The 23,279-nt window shown below is 68.0% G+C and carries 26 protein-coding genes; 17 read left to right on the top strand and 9 right to left on the bottom strand.

All coding sequences use genetic code 11. The features are described 5' to 3' along the window. Nucleotides 1-53: 53 nt before the first annotated feature. The 5 genes from IFT51_RS12525 to IFT51_RS12505 all read right to left on the bottom strand — a co-directional run bounded on the left by IFT51_RS12525 (nucleotide 54) and on the right by IFT51_RS12505 (nucleotide 5,557). Complete coding sequence (locus IFT51_RS12525) at nucleotides 54-1,043, bottom strand: sugar-binding transcriptional regulator (RefSeq protein WP_192061408.1); 990 nt, start codon at nucleotides 1,041-1,043, stop codon at nucleotides 54-56. A 113-nt stretch (nucleotides 1,044-1,156) separates the two neighbouring features. Continuing rightward, nucleotides 1,157-2,149 carry a D-ribose ABC transporter substrate-binding protein gene (locus IFT51_RS12520; protein WP_192061407.1) on the bottom strand — a complete coding sequence of 331 codons (993 nt, stop codon included), beginning with the start codon at nucleotides 2,147-2,149 and terminating at the stop codon, nucleotides 1,157-1,159. Nucleotides 2,150-2,184: 35 nt separating this feature from the next. Further along, nucleotides 2,185-3,351, bottom strand: coding sequence for an ABC transporter permease (locus IFT51_RS12515; protein ID WP_371740790.1), 1,167 nt, complete (start codon nucleotides 3,349-3,351; stop codon nucleotides 2,185-2,187). Further along, entirely contained in the window at nucleotides 3,348-4,889 is a 1,542-nt protein-coding gene (locus IFT51_RS12510) for an ATP-binding cassette domain-containing protein (protein ID WP_192061406.1), read from the bottom strand. Before IFT51_RS12510 ends, IFT51_RS12515 begins: the two co-directional genes overlap by 4 nt. Further along, nucleotides 4,886-5,557: a DUF2291 family protein gene (locus IFT51_RS12505; RefSeq protein WP_197982029.1), complete on the bottom strand. Its 672-nt coding sequence runs from the start codon at nucleotides 5,555-5,557 to the stop codon at nucleotides 4,886-4,888. The genes IFT51_RS12510 and IFT51_RS12505 overlap by 4 nt, the downstream gene beginning before the upstream one ends. Before the next feature lie 352 nt (nucleotides 5,558-5,909). Between IFT51_RS12505 and IFT51_RS12500 the strand changes: the two genes are divergently transcribed. Genes IFT51_RS12500 through IFT51_RS12485 form a run of 4 tightly spaced genes read left to right on the top strand, consistent with a single transcriptional unit; the run spans nucleotide 5,910 to nucleotide 10,634 of the window. Continuing rightward, the gene (locus IFT51_RS12500; protein ID WP_192061405.1) at nucleotides 5,910-7,067 is read left to right on the top strand and encodes a zinc-binding dehydrogenase; all 1,158 of its coding nucleotides are present in this window, start codon (nucleotides 5,910-5,912) and stop codon (nucleotides 7,065-7,067) included. A 20-nt stretch (nucleotides 7,068-7,087) separates the two neighbouring features. Beyond that, the gene (locus IFT51_RS12495; RefSeq protein ID WP_192061404.1) at nucleotides 7,088-8,422 is read left to right on the top strand and encodes an RbtT/DalT/CsbX family MFS transporter; all 1,335 of its coding nucleotides are present in this window, start codon (nucleotides 7,088-7,090) and stop codon (nucleotides 8,420-8,422) included. Then, a complete protein-coding gene (locus tag IFT51_RS12490; protein WP_192061403.1) occupies nucleotides 8,419-10,158 on the top strand; it encodes a dihydroxyacetone kinase family protein in 1,740 nt (579 codons plus the stop codon). The genes IFT51_RS12495 and IFT51_RS12490 overlap by 4 nt, the downstream gene beginning before the upstream one ends. Next, a complete protein-coding gene (locus IFT51_RS12485; RefSeq protein WP_192061402.1) occupies nucleotides 10,155-10,634 on the top strand; it encodes a ribose-5-phosphate isomerase in 480 nt (159 codons plus the stop codon). Before IFT51_RS12490 ends, IFT51_RS12485 begins: the two co-directional genes overlap by 4 nt. 495 nt (nucleotides 10,635-11,129) lie before the next feature. Here the strand turns inward: IFT51_RS12485 and IFT51_RS12480 are convergent, their stop codons facing one another. Then, entirely contained in the window at nucleotides 11,130-11,699 is a 570-nt protein-coding gene (locus tag IFT51_RS12480) for a recombinase family protein (RefSeq protein ID WP_192061401.1), read from the bottom strand. A gap of 153 nt (nucleotides 11,700-11,852) precedes the next feature. After that, on the bottom strand, nucleotides 11,853-12,194 hold the full coding sequence (locus tag IFT51_RS12475) for a hypothetical protein (RefSeq protein WP_192061400.1): 342 nt from the start codon (nucleotides 12,192-12,194) through the stop codon (nucleotides 11,853-11,855). 67 nt (nucleotides 12,195-12,261) lie between these two features. Between IFT51_RS12475 and IFT51_RS12470 the strand changes: the two genes are divergently transcribed. Both IFT51_RS12470 and IFT51_RS12465 read left to right on the top strand, forming a co-directional pair. Continuing rightward, on the top strand, nucleotides 12,262-12,864 hold the full coding sequence (locus tag IFT51_RS12470) for a hypothetical protein (protein ID WP_192061399.1): 603 nt from the start codon (nucleotides 12,262-12,264) through the stop codon (nucleotides 12,862-12,864). 144 nt (nucleotides 12,865-13,008) lie between these two features. After that, nucleotides 13,009-13,932: a PhzF family phenazine biosynthesis protein gene (locus tag IFT51_RS12465; protein WP_192061398.1), complete on the top strand. Its 924-nt coding sequence runs from the start codon at nucleotides 13,009-13,011 to the stop codon at nucleotides 13,930-13,932. Nucleotides 13,933-13,965: 33 nt separating this feature from the next. On the opposite strand, the gene IFT51_RS12460 is transcribed toward IFT51_RS12465, so the two are convergent. Further along, entirely contained in the window at nucleotides 13,966-14,562 is a 597-nt protein-coding gene (locus tag IFT51_RS12460) for an acetyltransferase (protein ID WP_192061436.1), read from the bottom strand. A gap of 117 nt (nucleotides 14,563-14,679) precedes the next feature. Between IFT51_RS12460 and IFT51_RS12455 the strand changes: the two genes are divergently transcribed. The 6 genes from IFT51_RS12455 (at nucleotide 14,680) to IFT51_RS12435 (ending at nucleotide 18,624) form a co-directional block, all read left to right on the top strand. Then, nucleotides 14,680-14,937: a hypothetical protein gene (locus tag IFT51_RS12455; protein WP_192061397.1), complete on the top strand. Its 258-nt coding sequence runs from the start codon at nucleotides 14,680-14,682 to the stop codon at nucleotides 14,935-14,937. Then, nucleotides 14,934-15,509, top strand: coding sequence for an ElyC/SanA/YdcF family protein (locus IFT51_RS12450; protein ID WP_192061396.1), 576 nt, complete (start codon nucleotides 14,934-14,936; stop codon nucleotides 15,507-15,509). Before IFT51_RS12455 ends, IFT51_RS12450 begins: the two co-directional genes overlap by 4 nt. A 222-nt stretch (nucleotides 15,510-15,731) precedes the next feature. Beyond that, the gene (locus IFT51_RS12445; RefSeq protein ID WP_192061395.1) at nucleotides 15,732-16,211 is read left to right on the top strand and encodes a nucleoside deaminase; all 480 of its coding nucleotides are present in this window, start codon (nucleotides 15,732-15,734) and stop codon (nucleotides 16,209-16,211) included. Between the two features lie 50 nt (nucleotides 16,212-16,261). Further along, nucleotides 16,262-16,510, top strand: coding sequence for a hypothetical protein (locus IFT51_RS12440; protein WP_192061394.1), 249 nt, complete (start codon nucleotides 16,262-16,264; stop codon nucleotides 16,508-16,510). A 106-nt stretch (nucleotides 16,511-16,616) separates the two neighbouring features. After that, complete coding sequence (locus IFT51_RS15225) at nucleotides 16,617-17,213, top strand: helix-turn-helix domain-containing protein (protein WP_243214708.1); 597 nt, start codon at nucleotides 16,617-16,619, stop codon at nucleotides 17,211-17,213. Nucleotides 17,214-17,298: 85 nt separating this feature from the next. Then, the gene (locus IFT51_RS12435) at nucleotides 17,299-18,624 is read left to right on the top strand and encodes an MFS transporter (RefSeq protein WP_244637265.1); all 1,326 of its coding nucleotides are present in this window, start codon (nucleotides 17,299-17,301) and stop codon (nucleotides 18,622-18,624) included. A gap of 4 nt (nucleotides 18,625-18,628) precedes the next feature. On the opposite strand, the gene IFT51_RS12430 is transcribed toward IFT51_RS12435, so the two are convergent. Then, nucleotides 18,629-20,038 (bottom strand): hemolysin family protein, encoded by a 1,410-nt coding sequence (locus IFT51_RS12430; RefSeq protein WP_192061392.1) that lies wholly within the window; start codon nucleotides 20,036-20,038, stop codon nucleotides 18,629-18,631. A 193-nt stretch (nucleotides 20,039-20,231) separates the two neighbouring features. Between IFT51_RS12430 and IFT51_RS12425 the strand changes: the two genes are divergently transcribed. The 5 genes from IFT51_RS12425 to IFT51_RS12405 all read left to right on the top strand — a co-directional run bounded on the left by IFT51_RS12425 (nucleotide 20,232) and on the right by IFT51_RS12405 (nucleotide 23,230). Next, nucleotides 20,232-20,429 carry a hypothetical protein gene (locus IFT51_RS12425; protein WP_192061391.1) on the top strand — a complete coding sequence of 66 codons (198 nt, stop codon included), beginning with the start codon at nucleotides 20,232-20,234 and terminating at the stop codon, nucleotides 20,427-20,429. Between the two features lie 197 nt (nucleotides 20,430-20,626). Then, entirely contained in the window at nucleotides 20,627-21,052 is a 426-nt protein-coding gene (locus IFT51_RS12420) for a hypothetical protein (protein WP_192061390.1), read from the top strand. A gap of 130 nt (nucleotides 21,053-21,182) precedes the next feature. Next, entirely contained in the window at nucleotides 21,183-21,701 is a 519-nt protein-coding gene (locus tag IFT51_RS12415) for a hypothetical protein (protein WP_192061389.1), read from the top strand. A 67-nt stretch (nucleotides 21,702-21,768) separates the two neighbouring features. Next, nucleotides 21,769-21,999: a hypothetical protein gene (locus IFT51_RS12410; RefSeq protein WP_192061388.1), complete on the top strand. Its 231-nt coding sequence runs from the start codon at nucleotides 21,769-21,771 to the stop codon at nucleotides 21,997-21,999. A 79-nt stretch (nucleotides 22,000-22,078) separates the two neighbouring features. After that, nucleotides 22,079-23,230 (top strand): NAD-dependent epimerase/dehydratase family protein, encoded by a 1,152-nt coding sequence (locus IFT51_RS12405; protein WP_192061387.1) that lies wholly within the window; start codon nucleotides 22,079-22,081, stop codon nucleotides 23,228-23,230. Nucleotides 23,231-23,279: the final 49 nt, after the last annotated feature.

The raw sequence follows: 23,279 nt of genomic DNA, 5'->3' as shown, positions 1-23,279 counted from the left end.
CTCGACCGCTCCCACGTCAGGCAATAGAGGTAGCTGCTCCGATGCCGAAACGACTAGTGCTGAAGACCACCTTTGGTGCCGACCAACAAGGCCTTGGCTGTCGCGGGGTCCGTAACTAGGTGATTGATCAGTGAGGCTCGAATGGCGCCTACGATGCTCAGGACTTTGTCCACACCGACGGCGACGCCTATGGCGTGTGGGAGATTAGCAAGGTTGTCGCGTGAGACGCGGACCATGCGTTCACTTCCCGGGAATTCGACCGCGGAGCCATCGGCCCGGAAAAAGTTGAGGCAGACATCTCCCGCTGCTTCGTCGAACAGGTGCTTGTCTTCTGGGAGTCCCGTCGACAGGTTTTCACGCGTGGCTGTGGGAGCTCCGATGCCCAAAAGCGCACCCTTGGCGGTCTTCCAAGAATCCGTCACCTGTAGGAACGTTGGATCAGCTTCCAGACCTGCGCGCATTCCCGCGCTGGGGAAGGATTGAGTGAAAAGGAACCTTGACCGAGCTCCTGACACCTCAGCCGCCATCCGGGTTATTTCGTTGGTCTGGAACCATGGCTGCGGCTCGGCTTGACCTCCAACGGCAGGCACGATCGTCACTCCGCTGAGAGGCGGGAGTGATCCCGAGAAGACAAGGTCATGCACAGTTCGGCCAAGTGACATGAGAAGCGTGTCCCCGACTCCGAGTTGCATGTCCGCAATTGCAGCAGCGACGGGGATGGCAAGGTCGCTGCCGAGCGTTGAAGCGTGCGTCACAGGTGCCAGGTAGACGGCCTTTAGCCCTAGAGCGTCTCGGAGAGCCTCGGCGAGACCTGCGTTCTCGTCAATGAAGGGATCGGTGACGCTGATATGAACTAAGCCCAGTCGACGAGCTTCCGCGATCAAGCGGCTGACGGTTGGGCGAGACACGTCGAGTCGTTGCGCGATCTCGACCTGGGTCGCGTCCTCGAGATAGTACATCCGTGCTGCTTGGTAGATGACATCAAGGGGAAACCTGGCGGCAGCACGCCCGGGGGTGCCAGGGGGTGAGTTGACGTGCGACATGGTGCTCTCTTCCTGGCGTCGCGCTGATGCTGTGCTGCCGGCGAGATGCCACCTAGCGCGCCCCTAATCTACAGAGGCTTGCACAGGTGGCATCTCGACGGGCAGAGAGCTAGCTACTCGGAGAGAGTGAAGGGCTCGGTGACCTGGTCTGCGTTCTCCTTCGTGATGAGGACGCAGTCGAATGCTTGCTTCTCTTCTGAGGCACCGGTCTCGCCGGTGCGGATGTAGGAGTCGGCCTGCTGGACCGCCTCCTTGGCGAAGGTCGCCACGGGCTGGAGGACGGTGTACTGAAGCTCGCCCGCCTTCACAGCGTCGATTGCGTCGGGCGAGCCGTCGAAGCCGCCGACCTTTACCTGTTCGAGTTTGCCGGCTTCTTTCAGGGCTGCGATGGCGCCGAGGGCCATCTCGTCGTTACCCGAGATCACACCGGTGACAGCCGGGTTCGCCTGCAGGATGGACTGCATCTTGTCGTGGCCCTGAGTACGGTCCCAGTTGGCGACCTGCTCGGCGACCTCGGTCAGCCCCGGGTACTGCGAGATGACGGTCGCGTAACCGTTCGAGCGGGTCTGAGCGTTGTTGTCCGACGGTGCGCCGAAAAGCTCGGCGTAGGAACCGCTGTCTCCAACGTCCTTCACCCACTGCTGCGCACCGAGGGCGGCACCTTGGGCGTTGTTGGAGACGAGTTGCGCCTTGGCGAGCCCGGTCTCGTTGATTTCGGCGTTGACCAGGATCACTGGGATGCCAGCTGCGTCGGCCTTTTTGACGGCACCGACCGAGCCGGAGGCGTTGGCTGGGTCGAGGATGATTGCTACCGACTTGTTGGTGATGGCGGTATCGATCAGGTTGCTTTCAGTGTTGGTGTCACCTTTCGACGCAGCGACATTGGCTTCGTACCCTAGGGCTTTTGCTTCGGCCTCGGCTACGTTGCCTTCGGTCTGCCAGTACGGGTTCGAAGGGTCGTTGACGATGATCGAGATGAGTCCGCCTTCGGACGAGGCGCCCGAAGCACCCGATCCGGCGTCGGAGGTGTCTCCGGAGGCGCAGCCTGAGAGGACGAGCGTGAGGCCCGCGCCCGCGGCGAGCACCGTTGCCAGCTTGCGGTTCATTGTGTTTCCTTTCGCTGTGTCACGGTCGACGGGAGTCAACCGCGGGTCTTCTCTGGAACGGCACTGGCGGGAGCCGCAGCGTTCGTGGTGGGAGAAGAGGTCGAGGGGGTGGCGATGCCGGGGCGACCACTGCCACGGGAGCGCCGGGGCTTGCCTTTGTACTGGACGGCGTTCAGCAAGACGGCGAGAACGATGACGGCGCCGGTGAAGACGGTCTGCCAGTAGGACGAGACACCGATGATGACGAGGCCGTCGGAGAGAAATCCGATGACGAACGCGCCGAGCAGGGTGCCCCGGACGTTGCCGATACCGCCTGAGAGCGCTGCGCCACCGATGACAACGGCGGCGATCGCTGTGAGCTCGTACGAGTTGCCGGCTGTGGGGCTGGCGCTTGTCAGCTCGGACGACAGGATCAGTCCGGCAATGGCGGCGAACAGTCCGGAGAGCACGTAGACGCGCACTTTTACCCGCTTGACCGGCACACCCGACAGCTCGGAGGCACGTTCGTTGCCGCCCGAGGCGTACAGCCAACGGCCGAAGACCGTTCGGTTCAACAGCAGGCTGACGGCGATCGCGACGACGATCATCACGACGACGCCGATCGGCAGGCCGAGAAGGCGGTTGAAGCCCAGCCAATCGAAGCCTGTGTTCCCGAGTGCCGGGTCGCCGGCCAGGTCGTTGTAGGTGAGGCCGTTGGTCATCAGCAGGCCAACGCCGCGGACGACGTAGAGCATGCCAAGGGTCGCAACGAATGGGGCGACCTTGAACCGGGCGACGAGTATGCCGTTGATGAGCCCGATGAAGGCGCCCATTGCGCATGAGAGCACGACCACTACCCAGAGGGCCGGGTAGAGGGTGGTGCTGCCGATTGCGACACCGTTCATCAAGAAGCCGGCGATCACGCCCGAGAAGCCGAGTGTTGATCCGACAGAGAGATCGATACCGCCGTTCAGGATGACGAGCAGCATGCCGATCGCGAGGATCGCGTACACCGCGACGTGGGAGGACATCGTCAGCAGGTTGCTGACCGTGAAGTAGTTCGGCGACAGCACCGAGAAGACGATGATGATGGCGATGAGGGCGAAGAATGCTCGCCCTTGCAGCAACAATCGACCGATGTCGAACCCGTCGGCGAAGAGGGTGGGGCGTCGCTGTCCGGGCGCGGTGGTGGTCATGATGGACTTCCGTTCGGTGGTGGTCACGAGATCACGGCCTCCCCCGAGGCGGCCATGATGGCTTCTTTGGTGGTGTCGGCTCCGAACTCGGCGGCGATGCGGCCGCGACTCATGACGACGATGCGGTGGGCGATGCTGAGGCACTCGCCGACCTCTGAGGTCGTGTAGACGACGGTGAGACCATTGCGGGCGCGCTCGGCAAGCAGACGAAACACTTCCGCCTTGGCGCCGATGTCGATTCCGCGGCTGGGCTCGTCGAGCAGGATCACATCGGGCTCGGTGGCGAGCATCTTGCCGATGACGACTTTCTGCTGGTTGCCGCCCGAGAGCGAGCCGATCATGGCGCCGCCGCCCGAGGTCTTGACGTGAACGGTGCGGATCGAGTCGGTGACAAGGTCGACCTCGCGGCGGCCCGAGAGGAAAAGACCTCTGACGAACGATCCGATGCTGGCCAGCGACATGTTGCGACCGACCGTCATGGTCTGGACGAGACCGTCGCGCTGTCGATCTTCCGGCACGAGTCCTAGACCTTCGTCGATTCGCTCGGCGATCGACAACCCGGCTAGGTCGCGCCCGTTTTTCAGGATGCGCCCCTCGCTTACGGATTTGCGGCCGGCGACCGCCTCGAGCAGCTCGGTACGTCCGGCTCCCATCAGCCCATAAAGGCAGACGATCTCGCCAGCCCGGACGTCCAGGTCGAGGTGGTCGACCACGTTGCGGTCGGCGATGTCGCCATCGGGCACCGTCACACCCTGGATCGAGAGAGCGACTTCGCCGAACTCGTACCCAGAGGGCGGCGATCCGAGGTCGAAACCCTCACCGACCATCGCCCGGACGACCCAGGCGAGATCGATGTCGGCGGCGATCGCCGTCGCAGTGACCGACCCGTCGCGGAGCACGACGGCGTGGTCGGTGATCTCGAGCGCCTCCTCGAGGTGGTGAGAGATGTAGACGATGGAGACGCCGCGCGATGTCAAATCGTGGATGACCGTGAAAAGGACCTCGACCTCGGCGGCGCTGAGCGCGCTGGTCGGTTCGTCCATGATCAGGATGCGCGCGTCGACCGATAGGGCGCGAGCGATTTCGACCAGTTGCTGCTGTCCGAGCCGGAGGTCCGCCACAGTGGTCAGAGGATCGATGTCTTCGCCGAGCTCGTCGAGGACGGCTTTCGCCTGGCGCGCCTCCTCGGCGTAGTCGACACCGGTCGGCCCGTGGATCTCGCGCCCGAGGAAAATGTTGTCGCGTACCGACAGGTTCGGGGCGAGGCTCAGCTCCTGATGAATGATTGAAATGCCGTGCTCACGGGCGTCGACCGTGTTGGCGAAAACGACCGGCTCGCCGTGCAGCACGATCTCGCCCGAGGTGGGCTGCTCGACTCCCGACAGGATCTTCATCAGCGTCGACTTGCCCGCCCCATTCTCGCCGAACAGCGTGGTCACCTGCCCGCGGTGGATGGAGAACCCGACGCCTTTGAGCGCTCGCGTGGCGCCGTAGGTCTTGACGACGTCGACCGCCCGCAGCACGACGTCACCCCTGATCGGTTCGGTACCCTCGACGGTGCTCACTGGACGACCAGGTCGGACGGGGTCACGAGCCAGCCAGCCGGGTTGATGAGCTGGAATGCCCCCGTGACCTCGACCGTTTTTCCCTCGAGCGTTGTCGTGTCGATGCTGCCGAGCACGGTGGACTTGAGTTGCTCGTTGAGCGCGGACGCGGCGTCCTGGTAGTCGATCTGGTTCGTGAACTGCCCGAACTCAACGGTGCCGGTCGCGTCGCGCAGGTCGGTGCCATTGATGGCGGGGCCGGTCTGCACGCGGATCAAGATGTCGCTCGACACACCCTCAATGGTGACTGGGTAAATGCCCGCCTGGCCGGCGCCGACCGTGCCCGTGAAGGTGGTCGAGATCTCGGGACCGGCGCCCGCGTCGACGCCGTACTCCTCGCCCGCGGCGGCAGGGTCAGCCAGCACGGCGGCAGCTAGCTCGTCGGCGGGGACGGCTCGCTCGGCGATGCCCTGCTGGATCGTGGGGAAGTTCTCGGCACCCCACGCCTCGGCCGAGAACGCTTCAGGACCGGCGCCCAGATCTGAGTCCGCCCCGACCACGGTGGTGCTAAGGCCCACAGCCACAAGCAAGGCAACGACTACCGCGCCCGTGACGATCGCACGATTGCGCTTCCGGTTAGTGCCGCGCGCATGCTGATTTCGGCCACGACCAGTTCCCAGGGCCGTCACAGCCCCACCGATGCCAGGAGAGCTGAAGACGACTCGAGAGCACATGTGGCCTCGACGAAGGCGGAACGCATCATTGCGAAAATCCCATTCGATATGCGGGTATTGGTCGGCAACGGCGGCGTGACCTGGGGGGCGCACCGCCGCTGCCTAAGCCCACACGCTTGGGGGCCCAAGAGGAAATTATGTTCTAAACAGAATTTCCGCAAGTCCTCGGCTGGGAATGATTCGACTTGTCGATGCGTGGAAATTTTGTTCTTGACTTTTGTTCTGACCGATGTAGCCTGAAATGAGTCGCGCTGATGCGACGAAGCCGCGACGACGCGGCCAGCCGAGACGCAGGAGGCCATCAACGATGTCCACAGCCACCATTTCCGAAATTGACGACTCCGCCAGCGCCGTTCCGGCCACGATGAAAGCAGTCGTCGTGCACGGCCCCGAGGACTACCGACTCGACACCGTCGACGTCCCGACCCCCGGCGCCGGCGAGTTGCTGCTCAAGGTCGACGCCGTCGGTGTCTGTGCGAGCGACCTCAAGTGCTACCACGGCGCGGCCAAGTTCTGGGGCGACGAGAACCGCCCGGCCTGGGCCGAGCGCGATCGCATCGCTGGCCACGAGTTCGTAGGAACCGTCGTCGCTGGCGACGACGCTGCCCTTGCCAAGCGAGGCGTGAGTCTCGGCGACCGCATTGCGTGCGAACAGATCGTGCCCTGCTGGGAGTGCCGCTACTGCCTGATGGGCGCCTACTGGATGTGCGGCCCGCACGACATGTTCGGTTTCAAGGGCTTCGACGGGGCCATGGCTGAGTACGTGCTCGTACCCACCCGAGCGCTGACTCACCCAGTCAGCCGCGACCTCGCCCCGCACGTGGCCGCCTTCGCTGAACCGCTGTCGTGCGCGATGCACGCCGTCGAACGCGGCAACATCAAGTTCGACGACGTCGTCGTCATCGCTGGCGCCGGACCGATCGGCCTGGGAGCCATCGCCGGCACCCGCCAGAAAAACCCCAAGCTCGTGATCGCGCTCGACATGAGCGACGACAAGCTCGCCCTCGCCACCAAGGCTGGCGCCGATCTCGTGATCAACATCACGAAAGAGGACGCCGTCGCCAAGGTCAAAGAACTGACCGACGGATACGGTGCCGACGTCTACATCGAGGCGACCGGCCACCCCTCCGCCGTGTCGCAGGGCCTGAACATCCTGCGGAAACTCGGCACCTACGTCGAGTACTCAGTCTTCGGCTCCAACGCGTCGGTTGACTGGTCCATCATCAGCGACGACAAAGAGCTCAACGTGCTGGGCGCACACCTCGGCCCCCACTGCTGGCCCGCCGCCATCAAGCTGCTCGAGAGCGGCAAGCTCCCCATGGACGAGATCTGCACCCACCAGTTCCCTCTTGACCGCTTCCAAGAAGCCCTCGACCTCGTCGCCGACAGCGAAGGCGGCTCCGTCAAGGTCAGCATCGTTCCCTCCCTCACCGAGGCCACCACCTCCGCCGCCGTCCACTCCTGAGAAGGATTCGGAGTCGCGGTATGACAACGGAAACGACGATTAGTCCTTTTTCGACCCCTCAGGGCCGCCTTGACCGTCTCGGCATGCCACGTGTGCTATTCCCAGGCTTCGTCGCCGTGCTGGTCTTCATGACTGGTAACGGCGTCGAATCCAACTTCATCACCCCGCACATGATCGAGGTCCTTGGCTCCCCCGAGGCAACGGTCGCCAACATCATCACCGGGTACAGTCTTGCCGTCCTCGTGGGCAGCTACCTTTCAGGAGCCCTTGCCGACCTGATCGGTCCACGCAAGGTCATGCTGATCGGGTTCCTTATCTGGATCGTCTTTGAGGTGCTGTTCTTGCTGAGCCTCCAGGCTCAGAGCATCCCGCTGACCGCCTTGACCTATACGCTCCGCGGTTTCGGCTACCCGATCTTCGCGTTCGCCTTCCTGGTGTGGGTCAACATCATCACGCCGGTTAAGCGCAACGGCTCCGCCGTCGGCTGGTTCTACGTCGCCTTCACCGGTGGCCTGCCCACCCTCGGATCGCTCTTCGCCATCGGAGCCATCCCCACTTTCGGCGGCGGAACCGTCGGCGAGACCGGTGCCATGATCGCCTCCATCGGCCTCGTCGTGATCGGGTTCTTGATCGCCTGGTTCGGGGTGAAGGAAGTGCGAGGGCGGCGAAGGATCGCGCCGGCCGGCGAGAGCACCACTGCGGTACTCACCTCAGGGCTGCGTCTCACCTTCACACGAGGCAAGATCCTCATGGGCTTCCTCATCCGGCTGATCAACACAGCCCCGCAGTACGCGATGTTCATCGTCCTGCCGGTGATCATCGCGGAAGACCGCGGCTGGGGTCAATCACGCTGGCTGCTCATGACGGTCTGCGTCTATGCCACGAACATCCTGGTCAACGCTCTCTTCGGCGCGATCGGCGACAGATTCGGCTGGCAGCGCACCGTCAAGTGGTTCGGCATCGCAGGGTCCGCCCTTGGCTTGCTGTTGTGGTGGTACGTGCCCCAGCTCGTCCCGGCCGGCAGCGACTGGGGCTACGTGCTCTCCGTGATCGCCGGCTGCGTCTTCGGCTGCCTGCTCGCCGGCTTCGTGCCGATGGGCGCGATCATGCCCGCCCTCGCGCCCGACCACAAAGGCGCCGCCATGGCGATGTACACGACAGCCGCGGGTGGAGCCGCATTCCTCGGCTCGGCCGTCGTGGCCTTGGTCTTCGGGCTTGGCGGCTCGGGTGTCGGAGTCGTGTGGACCTTCGTCGGCCTCTACGCCATCGCATTCGTGATGATCCACTTCCTCAACGTTCCCCAGGGCGGCCGCAGCCACAGCCGACCCACCAGTAGAGAGAGCACCAGCTCATGACCACCATCTACGACGATCCCGACGAGTTCGCCGACGACCAACTCACCGGATTTCTCGCCTTGTACGCCGATCGTCTTCGCGGCGTGCCCGGCGGCGTTGTCTCCCACCGCGGCCAGGGCGACCCGCAGGTCGCCGTCGTCATCGGCGGCGGCTCAGGCCACTACCCCGCCTTCAGCGGCAACGTCGGCCCAGGCCTGGCCACCGGAGCCGTGGTCGGCAACATCTTCACCTCGCCGTCGGCCGCGCAGGCCTACTCGGTCGCAAAGGCTGCCGACCAAGGCAAGGGCGTCGTCTTCAGCTTCGGCAACTACGCCGGCGACATCATGAACTTCGGCATCGCCGCCGAACGCCTCCGCAAAGAAGGTATTGACACTCGCATCGTGGTCGTGGCCGACGACGTCGCCTCCGCCGACGAACCCTCGAAGCGCCGCGGAATCGCGGGTGATTTCTCGGTCTTCAAGGCCATGGGCGCCGCAGCGGCCGAAGGCGCTTCGCTCGACGAGGTCGAGCGCATCGGCAACGCCTCAAACGACGCGACCCGCACACTCGGCGTTGCCTTCTCAGGCTGCACGATGCCCGGCGCCGCCGAGCCGCTCTTCGAGGTCCCCGAAGGGCACCTCGGCCTGGGGCTCGGCATCCACGGCGAACCGGGCATCCGCGACGTCGAGCTGATGCCGGCGACCGACCTAGCAGACCTCTTTGTCGACCGACTGCTCGAGGACCGGCCCCGCCGCGCGTTTTCAAAGGTCGCTCCGATCCTCAACGGCCTCGGCACGACTAAGTATGAAGAGTTGTTCCTACTCTGGGGTCACATCGCTCGCAGACTGGCAGACGCCGATGTCGAGGTCATCGAGCCCGAGGTGGGCGAGCTCGTCACCAGCCTCGACATGGGTGGTGTCTCGCTGACTCTGCAGTGGCTCGACGATGAGCTCGAGCGACTCTGGCGCGCCGACGCCTACACCCCCGCGTACCGCAAACTGCGAGCTCCACTCGACGAGCTCGTGGCGCCCTCACCAGACGAACTCGCAGCCGGAGTCGACGACACCGCCCCTGCCGCTACCGAGGCGGCCGCGCGGCTGGGTGGCAGAGTCCGCACGGCGCTCAGCGCGATCCATGATCTGCTGCGCCGCGAAGAGGAAACCCTCGGCCGCATCGACGCAGTGGCCGGCGACGGCGATCACGGACGCGGAATGCTCAAGGGCATCGGCGCGGCCGTCTCGCGGGTCGGCGGCGTTGCCGACGGGGCAGGAGGCGCGTGGCTACTCAGCCGCGCTGGCTTGGCCTGGGCAGAGCACGCCGGCGGCACCTCCGGGGTCCTCTGGGGTTCAGCGCTCGAAGCCCTCGCCACCTCGCTGACCGATGACCGCGAAGACTACGCGGCTGTGCAGATCGTCGATGGCGTCGACGCGTTTGCCGAGTCGATCGTCGACCTGGGCCGGGCGAGCGAAGGCGACAAAACCATGCTTGATGCTTTGCTGCCGTTCGCGCGGTCGCTGCGCGAGCGGGTCGACGCAGGTGACGCTCTGCCGGTGGCCTGGACTGCGGCGGCTCAGGTGTCCGTCGCCGCCGCGTCGGCCACCGCAGAACTCCGGCCCAAGGTGGGACGTGCCCGTCCGCTCGCGGAAAAGAGCGTCGGCACCCCCGATGCCGGAGCAACGTCCATGGCCATGATCGTCACGGTCGTCGGCGAAGTCCTCAACTGGCCAACCGCTTGGGAAGAAGGAACAGCATCATGAGCACCTATCGCCTCGTCATCGGTTCAGACGACGCCGGGTTCGACTACAAAGAGGCAATCAAGGCCGACCTGCTGACCGACCCTCGGGTATCGATCATCACCGATGTGGGCGTCGATGCAGAAAGTCACACCACCTACCCCCATATTGCAGTCGACGCGGCGCGAATGGTGGCCGAGGGAAAAGCCGACCGCGCGATCCTCATCTGCGGCACGGGACTCGGCGTCGCGATTGCAGCGAACAAGGTCCCCGGCATCCGCGCAGTCACTGCGCATGACTCGTTCTCCGTCGAGCGAAGCGTGCTTTCGAACGATGCTCAGGTGCTCTGCATGGGCCAGCGCGTCATCGGTCTCGAGGTCGCCCGCCGCATGGCGAAGGAGTGGCTGGGCTACCAATTCGACACGACAAGCGCATCAGCCGAGAAGGTCCGGGCCATCTGTCAGTACGACGGCTCTCTACCAGTCGGAATGGATAGCTGATCGATACCTCAGGCTTGCCCCGTTCGCTGGCGCCATCTAAGTGCGCCTGGTCATCTTGAGTCTTCGGCGGAAGTCGTCGGAGACGGGCCGTTCGGCGCAGCCGAGCGGGCGAGAGCAGCCACAGCTTCTCTGAGGTTCTCAACGTGTCACCAACGTCATGGCCTGGTACAGCTATGAAGACCGATGCCAGAGCCCTGACCGTCAACTGTGTCTGCTGCTTCGAGGTGATGTCGTAGTGCTCCCAGAAGGACCACCGATCGAGGAGCTGTGGCGCCCGCCCCGTGAGTGGGTGGACACCACAGGTCACTCTCTCGCTAGGAAGGTTTGACGACGTTTTCGAAGACTCCATGAGCCGACGAACGGCAAACATGCCGGTTATCAGATCGCGCTCGACGAGGTAGGCCGTCCTTTCCGTCCAACGCCTCGAAGCAGCCCGCTTCTCAAGCGCATCGGCGGAGGTCCAGAGCTGTTCGCGCCATGGGACTGAGTCCGAAATCACGCCTGCTCCGCGCGCTGGATCGCGCGGTAGACCGTCGAGCGGGCCACGCCGAACAGCTCTGCGATCTCGCTCGTCGTGTGGGCGCCGGTGCGGTGCAGCTGCACGAGGTGCTTCTCCTGCGAAGCAGTCAACTTGGGCTTGCGGCCCCGGAGCTTGCCGGCAGCCTTCGCGATCGCCATGCCCTCACGGGTCCGGGCACGGATGAGGTCCGCCTCGAACTCGGCCACCATACCGAGGACGTTGAACAAGAGCCGGCCGACGGGGTCGGTGGGGTCGTAGACCGCTCCCCCGAGGTTCAGGGCGACGCCCTTCTTCGTGAGCTCGTCCGCAATGTCCGTCGCGTCGCGCAGTGAGCGGGCCAGGCGGTCGAGCTTGGTGACCACGAGGACGTCGCCGGCACGGCACGCGGCGAGGGCCTCGCGGAGGCCTGGCCGAGCTCGAGTGGTGCCCGACAGGCCGTGGTCAACATGCACGTGTTGATCATCAACACCCAGTGCTGCAAGACCATCACGCTGTGCTGCGAGATCCTGTCCCGAGGTCGAGACGCGGGCGTATCCGATGAGCATCCGACGACTGTAGCGTTCAGACCCCCGTCACCGGGCATTTTTGCGGGACAGGCATACGCGAATTCGCAGGCCAGGCGCCACTTGGTCTCGGGCGTCCAAAATGGGCTCGAGAAGGTGTCCCGATGAACGACCGCCTATCGAATGCCCTAAGCCTTAGCGGGCATTGCGGCGCTGTTTCCTGATGAGCCAGACCGCCCGACCACCCCAGATCAAGAAGAAGCCGACGCCGATCCCGATGCCGCTGAGTCCAGCCAAATCAGTAAAGGCCGAGACGAGAGCGAACGCGACGATCATCACCGCGCCGAAAATGGCTCCGCCGATCGCCGCAAGAAGGTGCCCCTTCATGAGTTCCGTGCCGAAGTCCTTGTCCATGACGCGAGCCTGCCATGCGTCGAGGTCGCCCGACCCCGCTTCCGTCCCTGACACCCGGTCGCCGAGCTGGTGGAACTGTTCGGCGTTGGCCGAGCTACCGTCTATCAAGCGCTCGAGCGACACCCGGTCGACGCCTCGCCGGTGGTGACGCTTCCCCGTACCGCCCCTTGATCGAACGAATGGGGACGACATGACCGACCACCAGGACGACGAGGACCTCGACGGAGCCATCGAGCCCTACAGCGACGAAGCTGACGATTTTCTTCGTGCCCGCGGGTGGCTGTCGCGACGCTCAGACACCGATCGAGGTGCCCCTGACGACGTCTGGGAGTGGCCGCCGACGCAGCAGGACCCATGGCGCGCTGCGACCTGGGTCCACTTCACGGGCGAGGTGTTCCAGATACACCGCGCAGAGCATAAGGGCTTCTTCTCGATGAGTGGGTTCCAGCAGGACGTGCAGACATTCGAGGAGCTGGCGGCCGAGATCCCCCTGGTGGAGGTCTGGCCACTCACTCTCGAAAAGGCTTCGGCGGAAAGGACTAAGCACCGCCATGCGCAGGCATGGGCGAAGGAGAACAACACCCACACGAGGGATTTCGCCATCGCAGAGCCGTACGCGTCCCGTATGAACGACGCCACCAACGCGGCTCGTGCAGGCGCGATCACGCGCGAGGAAGCCGAGCGCAGGACGAGTAGAGCCCTCGAGGAGGCATGGGTCGCATACTGCTGCGTCTTCTACGCCGGCACTGAGGATGGCGTGCGCGACATGAAGCGGTTTGCAGCACGGCGATGAATCGCGTACTCACCGAAGTCCGAATGCCTTAGTCGTCGAGTTGTGCACGGGCTTGGCACGAATGTCACTCGGGCCCGGTGCTGGCGTCGTCTCGTCGACGGCCTGGTCGGATCTCGGCGTCGCAGACTGCGGCAGAGTGGCGTCATGACCGATCCGCACGCCGTCGAGATCCTCCGACTCACCGCGTTCGCCGCGGAGCCCGACGGCGGCAACCCCGCGGGTGTCGTGCTCGACGCCTCGCAGCTGACCGACGTCGAGATGCAGCGCATCGCGGCCGACGTCGGGTACGCCGAGACGGCCTTCGTCGTCGACCCGGGCGCCGCCTCCGACGATCGCACCGTGAGCGTCCGCTACTTCTCGCCCGGCGCCGAGGTGCCGTTCTGCGGTCACGCCACCGTCGCGACCGCGGTGGCCCTCGCCGAACGCCGCGGAGTCGGCCCCTTCGCCCTCGACACCCCCGTCGGCCGCGTCGTGATCGACACGGCGCGACCCGAAGGAGGCGCGGGTCGCGTCGGCGACGGCACCACCGGTTCCGCGCCCCTCCCGATCACGGCGTCGTTCACGAGCGTCGAGCCCGCCCTCCGCGACCTCGACCCGATCGTGGCCGACCGACTTCTTGCGTTGCTCGGGCTGGAGCATGCCGACCTCGACGACCGCTGGCCCCTCCGCGAGTCGTACGCCGGCAACTGGCACCCCGTGGTGGCCGTGCGAGAGCAGGCCGTCTTCGACGCGTTCCGCTTCGACCCCGCCGAGATGAGATGGCTCATGGACGAACGGGGCTGGGCCGGCACCGTCACCGTCGTCCACCGCCGGGAGGCCGACGCGACAGGTGATCTCGTCGTCGAGACGCGCAATCTCTTCCCCGTCGGCGACATCACCGAAGACCCGGCGACCGGCTCGGCGGCCGCGTCTCTCGGGGCGTATCTGCGAGCGCTCGAGCTGATCGCGCCTCCTGCCCGGGTCGTCGTGCACCAGGGTCGGCATGTGGGGCGACCGAGTCTGCTGGTCGTCCACGTGCCTCCGGCAGGCGGCATCACGGTGACGGGCACCGCGGCGCACATCGTGTGATGCCGGCGCAGGCGGCGTCTGCCGCGTGAACGCTCAGTCGGCGGCGCGCTCGAGCGTGATCCACTCCTCGTCGCGGACGTAGCCGAGCACGGTGTTCGCGCGGATGATCCCCGCGTTGTCGGCCGAGCCGCCGGTGCGGAAGCGCGTGACGCCCTCCGCCGACAGGGCCAGCACGGAGGCCGCCTTGACCGCGACGGCCAGCCCGCGCCTCCTCCAGGCTCGATGGACGACCGTGAAGTCCGTCTCGGCCGCGCTGCCGTCGCCGTCGGTCTCGACGTCGACGAAGGTCATGGCGACGAGCTCGCCGTCGGGGCCGAACGCGCCGAAACCGCGCCGCGCGGGGGTCGGCGTCGCTCCCTCCCGATCGAGCAGGGCGTGCCGCGTCGCGACGCTGCCCGGGTAGTCACCGCCGGTCGCCGAGTCGAGCGCCAGCACCGCGTCGACGTCGCGGTCGTCGAGCGGGCGGACCGAGACGCCGACGGCGACCTGTTCGACCAGACGCCGCAGACGCGACTCGTCGATGCGATCCGCGTCGAGCCGAGCACCGAACGACCGGGCCGCCACCGACCAGCCGTTCGCCTCGAGCTCGGCCCGCTGCGGAGAATCGGCACGCATCACCTTCGTCGCCATCACATCCCCGATCCTCTCGCCCGCCACCGCCCCGTGCAACCCGGAACGCTGCCCTCGATCCGCTCCATCCGTCGCCCGAAGGAGGCGCGGGGCCGGTCGGCGACGTAGCGTCGACTCATGGACGACCCCGAGGAGCGCCCCGTGTCCGACCCCGAGAGCGGCACGCCCGCCGACGGCGAGGAGGAGGAGGCGGACTCGAACGACGTCGCCCTCGCGATCGTGTTCGGCTCCGTGGGTCTGACTCTTTTCCTGACGCTCGACACCCCTTGGGCGGGGCTGCCCATGGTGGTGCTCGGTCTCTTCTTCGGCTACAGGGCGGTCCGCCGTGCCCTGCGGCCGTCCGACGAACCCGGCACGACGGCGCCAAACGAATGAGGTGGGTCGCCGCGGCCGGGGTGCTCCTCGTCGGCACACTGGGCTGGTCGGAGTGGGTGCATGCGCGGTCGAACGGGAGGCGGCTCGGTGACGTCGCACCACACGGCGGTCGGGAGGCGATCGTCGTCCTCGGGTATCGGAACCGCGGCCGGCGCGCCAACTACATCAACCGGTACCGACTGCGCGCCGCGCTCCGATCGATCGACGTCGATCGCGACGAGTCCGTCATCGTGCTCTGCGGCGGGGCCGTCGGGGGCGCGGTCGCTGAGGCGGACCTCCTGCTCCGTCACCTCCGCGACATGCTCGGCTACGACGGCCCCGTGCTGCTCGACCGGACGAGCACGACGACGTGGCAGAACATCGAGCACGCGATCCCGCTCGTCGAGGAGTTCGACGTCGTCAAGATCGCCTCGAACTCCCTGCACGCCGAGAAGGCGCGCGCTCATCTCTGGAAGCAGCGACCCGACCTCGCCCGGAGGCTCGTTCGAGCTCGCGAGCACCGCCTCGGCGAGGTCCCGCTGCTGAAGCCCTACGGGGCCGTCCGCGGCCTGTGGAGCCTGCGGTCCCTCTGACGCGACCCGCGCCTCCTGCCGCGCGCCGCGCCTCCTGCCTCCTGCCGCACCTCCTGCCTCGCGCCGCGCCTCCTGCCTCCCGCCTCCCCGAGAACCGCGTTCGCGAAGATGAACTGCGATAGAACGCGGTTCATCTTCGCGAACGCGGTTCATCGCCGGGCGGAGGGCCGAACCCCGGGCAGTCTGAGCGCCACCGCGTCGACCGGGAGCACTCTCGATGTCATGACCGATCGAGACGACACCTTCACCGCCCTCAGCGTGCAGCGCGCCCGCGAGAACGTCGCGGAGGGCGGCAAGCCGTTCGCCTGCCTGCTGGTGCGCGACGGCGAGGTCGTCGTCGAGGCGACCAACCACGTGGCGCAGACCGGCGATCCGACGGCGCACGCCGAGATCCGGGCGATCCGTCTCGCGGCCGAGCAGGGGCTCACCGACCTGCGCGGCGTCGACGCCTACGTCACGGCCTACCCGTGCCCGATGTGCCTCGGGGCGCTGTACTACGCGCAGCCCGACCGCGTGATCTACGCGGTGAGCCGGGAGGAGGAGGGCGAGCACTACGAGGACGGCAACCGCCTGATGACCCTCGACACGTTCTACGACGAGTACGCGAAGCCCCTCGACGAGCGGACGCTCCGCACCGAGAAGGGCCGCGCCGACGACGCCGTCGCCCCCTTCGTCGAGTGGACCGCACGACACCCGTCGTGATGCGTCACGACGGCACGGACCCGGGGGACGGCATGGATCCGGGGGGCGTCGTGGACCCATCGACCGACGACGGACTGACCGACGCCCGGGCGCTCTTCCGGTCGCCCGACGGATCCGAGCCCGAGACCGTGGCCCGGGGCGACACGGTGTCGCGAGACACGCTCGCCGGGGCCGCCGCGCTCGGACTCGGGTCCGCCGTCCTGGCGACCCTCGGCGCGGTCGTCGTCGTCGCGGTCGCGGTCGGGCTGCCCATCCTCGCGATCGCACTCAGCGCGGCGGCGGCCTCCCTCCTGCTCTGACCCGAGGAGGCGCGGGTCGACACCGATCCCGCCACCGGCAATACTCTTCGAGAGTAATGCACAAGAGTTCTTGCGCAACACCCCTTGTGGGTTCTATCGTCGTCGCATGACCCCTCGCGAGACCCCCCGGTCAACGCTCACCTCGGCCGCCTCGATGCGCGTGATGGCGCATCCGACGCGGCTGCGCCTCCTCGGCCTCCTCCGCGAGCGCGGCCCGCAGACCGCCGCCCTCCTCGGCGACCTCGTCGACGAGGCGCCGGGCACGATCAGCTACCACCTCGGCAAGCTGGCGTCGATCGATCTCATCGAGCCCGCGGCGGCCCCGAGCACGGATCAGCGCGAGCGCTGGTGGCAGGCGACCACGATGCTGACCTCGTGGGAGCCCGCCGAGCTGCTCGACGACCCCGCCGCCCTCGCCGCCTCGTCGGCCCTGCAGAAGTCGATCGCGCACGCCTACGCGAACCGCTACACGGATTACATCGATGCGGCACCGGGCCTGCCCCGCGAGTGGGTCGCGGCCGCGGCGAGCGGTGATCGCAGCCTGCGACTCACCGTCGACGAGCTGGCCACCCTGCGGGGCGAGCTCGAGGCTCTCGTCGAGCGCTGGGTCGCGGCGAGCGCGACCCGCGACCCCGACGACGACGGCGACGGCGGCGGCGCGGAGTCGGTCGTGCTCGTCTACCAGGCCTACCGGCGGCCCTGAGGTGTCGCGCGCATCGGGGCGCGAGGAGGCGCCCGAGAAGGCCCCGACGACGCGCGGCCCACGAGACCGCCGGGCGATCGGCGCCTTGACCGCCCTGCTGAGCGCTCACGCGGTGTCGCAGACCGGCAACGTGATCACGGCCTTCGCGGTCCCCTTCTACGTGCTCGGCCTCGGCGGTTCAGGCGTCGAGGTCGGCATCGCAGCGTTCTCCGCCACGGCGCCGGTGGTCGTCGGCGGAGCACTCGGCGGGGTGGTCGTCGATCGGGTCGGCCACCGCAGGGCGGCGATCGTGGCCGACCTCGTCAGCGGCGCCGCAGTCCTCGCGATGCCCGTCCTCGCCCTCACCGTCGGCCTCCCGTTCTGGGCGCTCCTCCTCCTCGTCTTCGCCGGGGGTCTGCTCGACACCCCCGGCCAGACGGCCCGCCGGGTGATGCTGCCCCGCCTGACCGACCGCGCAGGCGTCCGGCTCGAGCAGAGCGTGGGTCTGCTCGACGGCTCCGAGCGCTTCGCGAAACTCATCGGCGCTTCCGCCGCCGGGCTGCTCGTCGCCACGGTCGGGCCGATCTCCGCCCTGTTCGTCACGGCGGCGACGTTCGCCCTCTCGGCCGGGCTCACCGGCGCCTTCGTCCCCGCGACGCCGTCGGCGACCGCGCCGCGAGGCGACGGCGATGACGACTCGACCCGCGCCTCCTACTGGTCCGATCTCGCCGATGGGTTCCGCTTCGTGATGCGAGACCGGCTCATGCGCCTGATCGTCGGGCTCGTGCTGTTCACGAACCTGCTGGACGCCGCGCGAGGGTCGTCGCTGCTGCCCCTCTACGCGAACGACCGCCTCGGAGGCGCGGCCTCGTTGGGCCTGCTCGTCGCCGTCATGGGCGGCTGCGCCCTGATCGGCAACGTGGGCTTCGGGTTCGTCGCCCACCGCATGCCGCGTCGCGTCACCCTCGCGATCTGCTTCACCCTCGCCGGCGGGCCGCCCAGCACGGCCTTCGCCCTCGGCGCACCGCTGCCGGTCCTCGTGGCGGCGACGGCCATCGCGGGGCTCGCCGCCGGATCGATCAATCCCATCCTCGGCGCCGTCCAGCTCGAACGGGTTCCCGAGCACCTGCGGGGTCGTGTCTTCGGCCTCATCAACGCGGGGGCATGGGCCGGCGTGCCGTTCGGCGCCCTGCTCGGCGGGGTCGCCGCCGACACCGTCGGACTCGCCGTGGCCTTCGGCGTGATCGCCGTCGCATACACGCTCGCCACTCTGACCCCCCTGCTCGGCGGGTCCTGGCGACAGATGGAACGCGGCCGCGTCGCACTCGACTCGACGGCGACCGCCGGTGACGACCCTCCCGAGCAGCAGAACGGCCCCGGCGGGGGCGGGGCCGTTCCGATCGACGATCGTCAGGAGGGGCGTGGGGCGTGACGGGTCAGACGGCCCGACCCCGATCCGCTTCATCGTCAGCGGACGAAGCGGCGGACGAAGACGTGGCCGCGGCCGAAGCCGTGGCCGTCCTCGGGGCGCCCGCCAGCTCGATGTGCTCGACGTCGCCATCGCCGTCGATCTCGTCGGGGATGACCAGCAGCTCGGAGATGCGTCGGCGGTCCATCACCGTCACCTGCAGGCGTGCGCCGTCGATCTCGACGACGTCGCCCACCCGGGCCAGACGACCCAGGCTCTCGATGACGAACCCGGCGACCGTGTCGGAGGCGCTGTCGGGCAGGTGGATACCCGTGGCCTCCTCGAAGTCCTGGAAGTTCAGCCGACCGTCGACCGTGCCGCCGCCGGCGTCGAGGTCCTCCGCCGCCGACTCGGTGTCGTACTCGTCGAAGATCTCGCCGACGACCTCCTCGACCAGGTCCTCCAGCGTGACGATGCCGTCGGTTCCGCCGTATTCGTCGATGATGACGGCGATGTGGTGGCCGCCTGCCCGCATCGAGGTCAGGGTGGGCAGCACGCGCGCCGTGGCCGGCAGATACGAGATGTCGCGCACGATGTCGCGCACGGGCGTGCTCGGGTCCTTGGTGATCGCCTCGAAGAGGTCGCGCACGTGCACGAACCCGATGATGTCGTCGATGGACCGGTCGATGACGGGATACCGCGAGTACGGGCGGTCGTGCACCTCGGTGGCGGCGTCGCTGACCGTGCCCGTGCCGTCGACGGCCGTGACCTCGGGGCGCGGGCGCATGACCTGGCTGAGCTGACGATGACGCAGCGAGAGCACGTCGTCGAGGATCCGCCGTTCGTCGTCGGGCAGACCCTCGTGGCTCGAGACGATGTCGCGGAGCTCCTCCTCCGTCATCTCCTCGCCCGTCTTGTGCGGATCGCCGCCCAGCATCCGCACGACGAGGTTGGTCGAGATCGACAGCAGCCAGATCACCGGGCGCATGAGCACCGCGAAGACCGCGAGCACGGGGGCGACGGCGTACGCGAACGACGCGTTGCGCTGGATGGCCAGACGCTTCGGGGCCAGCTCGCCGAGCACGAGAGAGAGGTAGGCGATGATCAGCGTGAGGCCGATCGTGGCCACGGTGGCGGCGGCCTGCTCGCCGAGCCCCCACGAGACCAGGACGGGCGTGACCGAGGGCGCGATCGACGATGCGCCGTAGGCGGCCGATGCGAAGCCGGCGACCGTGACGCCGATCTGCACGGCGGCGAGGAACATGTTCGGATCGCGGGCCAGACCCGCGACCTTCTCGCCGCGCTTGCCACGGGCGGCGATGGCGTTGACCTGGCTCTCGCGCAGCGTGACCAGGGCCATCTCGGTGGCCGCGAACACACCTCCGACGAGGACGAAGACGACGACCAGGACGATGTTGAGGACGAGGTCGCCGTTCATCGGGTCGTGATGACGATCGACCGGGTGGTGCCCGGGGTCTTCCGGGCGCCCGGACTATGGCAGTCGGAAGACGAGGACGATGAGTCTGCTGTGCGCTTCATGGGAGGAGAGTACCGGCTGGAGGCTGCGAAACACCGGCCGCGGGATGCGGACTCCTGCGCGCCTCCTGAGGGCCACGGCGTAGCGTCGAGCCATGACCGAGAAGAAGCAGACCGAGCCCGTCATGGACGGCGCCACCGAAGCGACCAACGACGAGAAGCTCAGCGGGCTGATCGAGCAGGTCGAGCAGGACCACGGGCACGAGGGCGCCGGCGCCATGGCCGACCACCTCCGCGATCGCATGGACGAGACGAAGACCGAACCCGAGAACGCCGGCGACACCGAAGACTGACCCCCGAGTTGGGGAGGCGCGCGCACCCTCCGCGCGCACCCGGGCGTTCGCGAACTGGCTAGGGTGCGGACAGGGGGTTCTACCGGCGTCGTGTCGCGGGGCTCCCTGAGCCGGATGGTCCGGCGCCGACGGGGCCCGAGATCACACGGGCCGGTCGGCTGAGACGTCGCCGGAGACGGCGCGATCAGGGGGAAGACATGGCCGTTCAGGCATCGACACGCAATCGGATCATCGGGGCGGCGGTGGCGATCGTCGTAGCCGTGATCGTCTCGTTCGGAGTGCGCATGGCGTTCCAGGCGTTCTCCGGCGACTCCAAGGAGGACGTCATCGCCGAGAGTGTGGAAGAGGCGAAGGGGCAGTACGACCTGCCACAGCAGATCGACCAGGTCACGGTGCTCGACGACATCACCGCCGAGTCCGACGCGATCCACTACCACTACACGCTGGCCGGCGAGGGAGTCGAGAACGTCACCGAAGACCTCCTCTCGGAGTCCGTGCTCCCCCAGCTGTGCGGCACCGAGGCCACCCGCGATATCCTCGACCGCGACATCGGCATGAAGTACACCTACGAGGTCGAGGGCGGCGACGAGCTCGCACTCGCCTTCACCAAGGCCGACTGCTGAGCGGACGCCCCCGCGGCTGACGCCCGCCGGTGACTCGAACCCACCGACGACTCGAACCCGCCGACTCCCGCCACGGGGGCTCGGCGGGTTCGTGCTTCCCGGGCGGGCGTCGACCTGGCAGAGTGAGGCGATGACCGATCGTGCCCGCGACGACAGCAGCCCCGCGACCATCGACCTCGACGGCGTCGACGACCTCTTCGGCCGAGCCGAGCGCCGCGACCGGGTGGTGCAGCTGGGCGTCGTGCTCGGGTGCGTCGGTCTCTGCTTCGTGAGGCCCGCCTCCTCGGGGCCCGCCGTCCGCGTCGCGTACCACGCGGCCCTCGCCGGGCTGGCGGGCGCGAGCATGGCCAGCGGACTGACCCGCGAGCCGTTCTCCGACCCGAAGATCGCTGCCGGAGGCGCGGCGGGGGCAGCAGGGGTCGTCCTCGCTCTCGCACGCACCACCGAGGCGCTCGACGAACGCCTGCACGTCTCCCTCGTGCGGGCGGGCATCGACCGGCCGCGCTGGATCATCGCCGCGATGGGCATCGCCGTCGGGGCGGGGTCGCTCGCACTCGACCGTCTCGCCACCGCCCGGCGGCACACCCTCGTCGAGGCCGAGGCCGCCGCGGTGACCGCACCCGCCCACAGCGCGTCGACCCCCGGCTGACCCCCGCAGTCGACAGCTCCCCCGTGCAGGCGAGGTGCGCAGTCGGCGAGGCTCGTAGGCTCGACTCATGATGAACTCGATCGGCACGTACTCCATCGTCGTCCTGCTCACCTACGTCGTCGTCCTCGGGTTCGCCGTCGTCCTCGGGGTCCTGCTCGTGCGCACGCTGCTCTGGGTGATCCGCGCCCTGCAGTCGTCCGTGCGCGAGCGCGAGCTGCGCATGGACCTGCTCCTCGCCACCGGCGACGACCCGACCGACCCCGCCGACCCGGCGAAGCCCGCCGACCCCGCGAAGTGAATCGGACACCGCGTCGTCGCGCGGTGCGCTCGGAGCGAACCCCGCGCCTCATGACGACCTCGGCTGACACTCTCGGGGCATGAGGATCCTCGTGCTCGGCGGCACCGCGTGGCTCGGCCGCCACATCGCGTCGACAGCGATCGGCGCCGGTCACGAGGTGATGTGCCTCGCCCGCGGCACGGACGTGCCCGACGGCGCGACGCTCGTCCGTGCCGACCGCGACCGCGACGACGCCCTCGTCGGTGCCGCCCTCATCGGGGCCGCCGGGGACGTCGGGGCCGCCGGGGCCGCCGGGGCCGCCGCTCGCTGGGACGCCGTCATCGACGTCGCCCGCGAGCCCGGTCATGTGCGCCGAGCGGTCCGCGCCCTCGAGCCGGTCGCCGACCGGTACCTCTTCGTGTCGACGACCAGCGTCTACGCTTCGGACGCGGAACTCGGCGCCGACGAGACGGCCGAGCGCGTCGAGCCGCTCGCCGCCGACCTGATGGACGGCCCCGACGACTACGGCCCCGCGAAGGCCGCCTGCGAAGACGCCGTCCTCGCCGCCTTCGGCCCCGACCGGTCGCTGATCGTGCGCCCGGGTCTGATCGGCGGCCCCGGCGACCCGACCGGCCGCACCGACCACTGGGTCTGGCGGTTCGCGCACCCGGCCCGCGCCTCCTCGGCACCCGGGGCCCCCGCCGAGCGTCGCGAGCCCGCCGAGCGTCGCAAACGCGGCGAGCAGGGCGAGGCCAGGGATCTCGGCGAGCCCGGCGAACCCGGCATCGTGCTCGCGCCGGAGGCACCCGACCTCCCCACGGCGGTGCTCGACGTGCGCGATCTCGCCGACTGGCTCGTGCGCTGCGTCGAGCAGGGCGCGAACGGGGTGGCGAACGCGCTGGGCGAGGTCGTCTCGTTCGACGAGCATCTCGAGGCCGCACGCCGGGCCGCGGCGAGCGATGCGTCGATCGTGCGGGCTCCGGCCGAGTGGCTGCTGGCTCAGGGCGTGGGCCAGTGGGCGGGGCCGCGGTCGATGCCGCTCTGGATCGCCGACCGCGCCTGGCACGGCATGAACGCGCGGTCGACCGTCCGGGCGCGGTCTCTGGGGCTGGAGCCGCGCCTCCTCGTCGAGACTCTGCGCGACGCCCTCGACTGGAGGTCCCGACAGACCGACCCCGACACACGGCCGAGCGGACTGTCGAGCGCCGACCACGCGACCCTGCTCGCCGAGCTCGGCGCCCGCGCGACCTGACCCGCGCCTCCCCCGCCCCGCCCGCAGCTCCACGTCGGTCAGATAACGC

This window comes from Frigoribacterium sp. CFBP 13712 (genome assembly GCF_014842255.1).
Lineage (GTDB): Bacteria > Actinomycetota > Actinomycetes > Actinomycetales > Microbacteriaceae > Frigoribacterium.
Note: the sequence above shows the minus strand (reverse complement) of the source record. Positions and strands in the feature narration are given on the sequence as shown.

Excerpts from the sequence above, each read along its gene's own strand:
- IFT51_RS12525 (WP_192061408.1), bottom strand. The coding sequence starts at position 1,043 with ATGTCGCACGTCAACTCACCCCCTGGCACCCCCGGGCGTGCTGCCGCC.
- IFT51_RS12520 (WP_192061407.1), bottom strand. The coding sequence starts at position 2,149 with ATGAACCGCAAGCTGGCAACGGTGCTCGCCGCGGGCGCGGGCCTCACG.
- IFT51_RS12500 (WP_192061405.1), top strand. The coding sequence starts at position 5,910 with ATGTCCACAGCCACCATTTCCGAAATTGACGACTCCGCCAGCGCCGTT.
- IFT51_RS12495 (WP_192061404.1), top strand. The coding sequence starts at position 7,088 with ATGACAACGGAAACGACGATTAGTCCTTTTTCGACCCCTCAGGGCCGC.
- IFT51_RS12490 (WP_192061403.1), top strand. The coding sequence starts at position 8,419 with ATGACCACCATCTACGACGATCCCGACGAGTTCGCCGACGACCAACTC.
- IFT51_RS12485 (WP_192061402.1), top strand. The coding sequence starts at position 10,155 with ATGAGCACCTATCGCCTCGTCATCGGTTCAGACGACGCCGGGTTCGAC.
- IFT51_RS12480 (WP_192061401.1), bottom strand. The coding sequence starts at position 11,699 with ATGCTCATCGGATACGCCCGCGTCTCGACCTCGGGACAGGATCTCGCA.
- IFT51_RS12470 (WP_192061399.1), top strand. The coding sequence starts at position 12,262 with ATGACCGACCACCAGGACGACGAGGACCTCGACGGAGCCATCGAGCCC.
- IFT51_RS12465 (WP_192061398.1), top strand. The coding sequence starts at position 13,009 with ATGACCGATCCGCACGCCGTCGAGATCCTCCGACTCACCGCGTTCGCC.
- IFT51_RS12460 (WP_192061436.1), bottom strand. The coding sequence starts at position 14,562 with ATGGCGACGAAGGTGATGCGTGCCGATTCTCCGCAGCGGGCCGAGCTC.
- IFT51_RS12455 (WP_192061397.1), top strand. The coding sequence starts at position 14,680 with ATGGACGACCCCGAGGAGCGCCCCGTGTCCGACCCCGAGAGCGGCACG.
- IFT51_RS12450 (WP_192061396.1), top strand. The coding sequence starts at position 14,934 with ATGAGGTGGGTCGCCGCGGCCGGGGTGCTCCTCGTCGGCACACTGGGC.
- IFT51_RS12445 (WP_192061395.1), top strand. The coding sequence starts at position 15,732 with ATGACCGATCGAGACGACACCTTCACCGCCCTCAGCGTGCAGCGCGCC.
- IFT51_RS15225 (WP_243214708.1), top strand. The coding sequence starts at position 16,617 with ATGACCCCTCGCGAGACCCCCCGGTCAACGCTCACCTCGGCCGCCTCG.
- IFT51_RS12430 (WP_192061392.1), bottom strand. The coding sequence starts at position 20,038 with ATGAACGGCGACCTCGTCCTCAACATCGTCCTGGTCGTCGTCTTCGTC.
- IFT51_RS12425 (WP_192061391.1), top strand. The coding sequence starts at position 20,232 with ATGACCGAGAAGAAGCAGACCGAGCCCGTCATGGACGGCGCCACCGAA.
- IFT51_RS12420 (WP_192061390.1), top strand. The coding sequence starts at position 20,627 with ATGGCCGTTCAGGCATCGACACGCAATCGGATCATCGGGGCGGCGGTG.
- IFT51_RS12415 (WP_192061389.1), top strand. The coding sequence starts at position 21,183 with ATGACCGATCGTGCCCGCGACGACAGCAGCCCCGCGACCATCGACCTC.
- IFT51_RS12410 (WP_192061388.1), top strand. The coding sequence starts at position 21,769 with ATGATGAACTCGATCGGCACGTACTCCATCGTCGTCCTGCTCACCTAC.
- IFT51_RS12405 (WP_192061387.1), top strand. The coding sequence starts at position 22,079 with ATGAGGATCCTCGTGCTCGGCGGCACCGCGTGGCTCGGCCGCCACATC.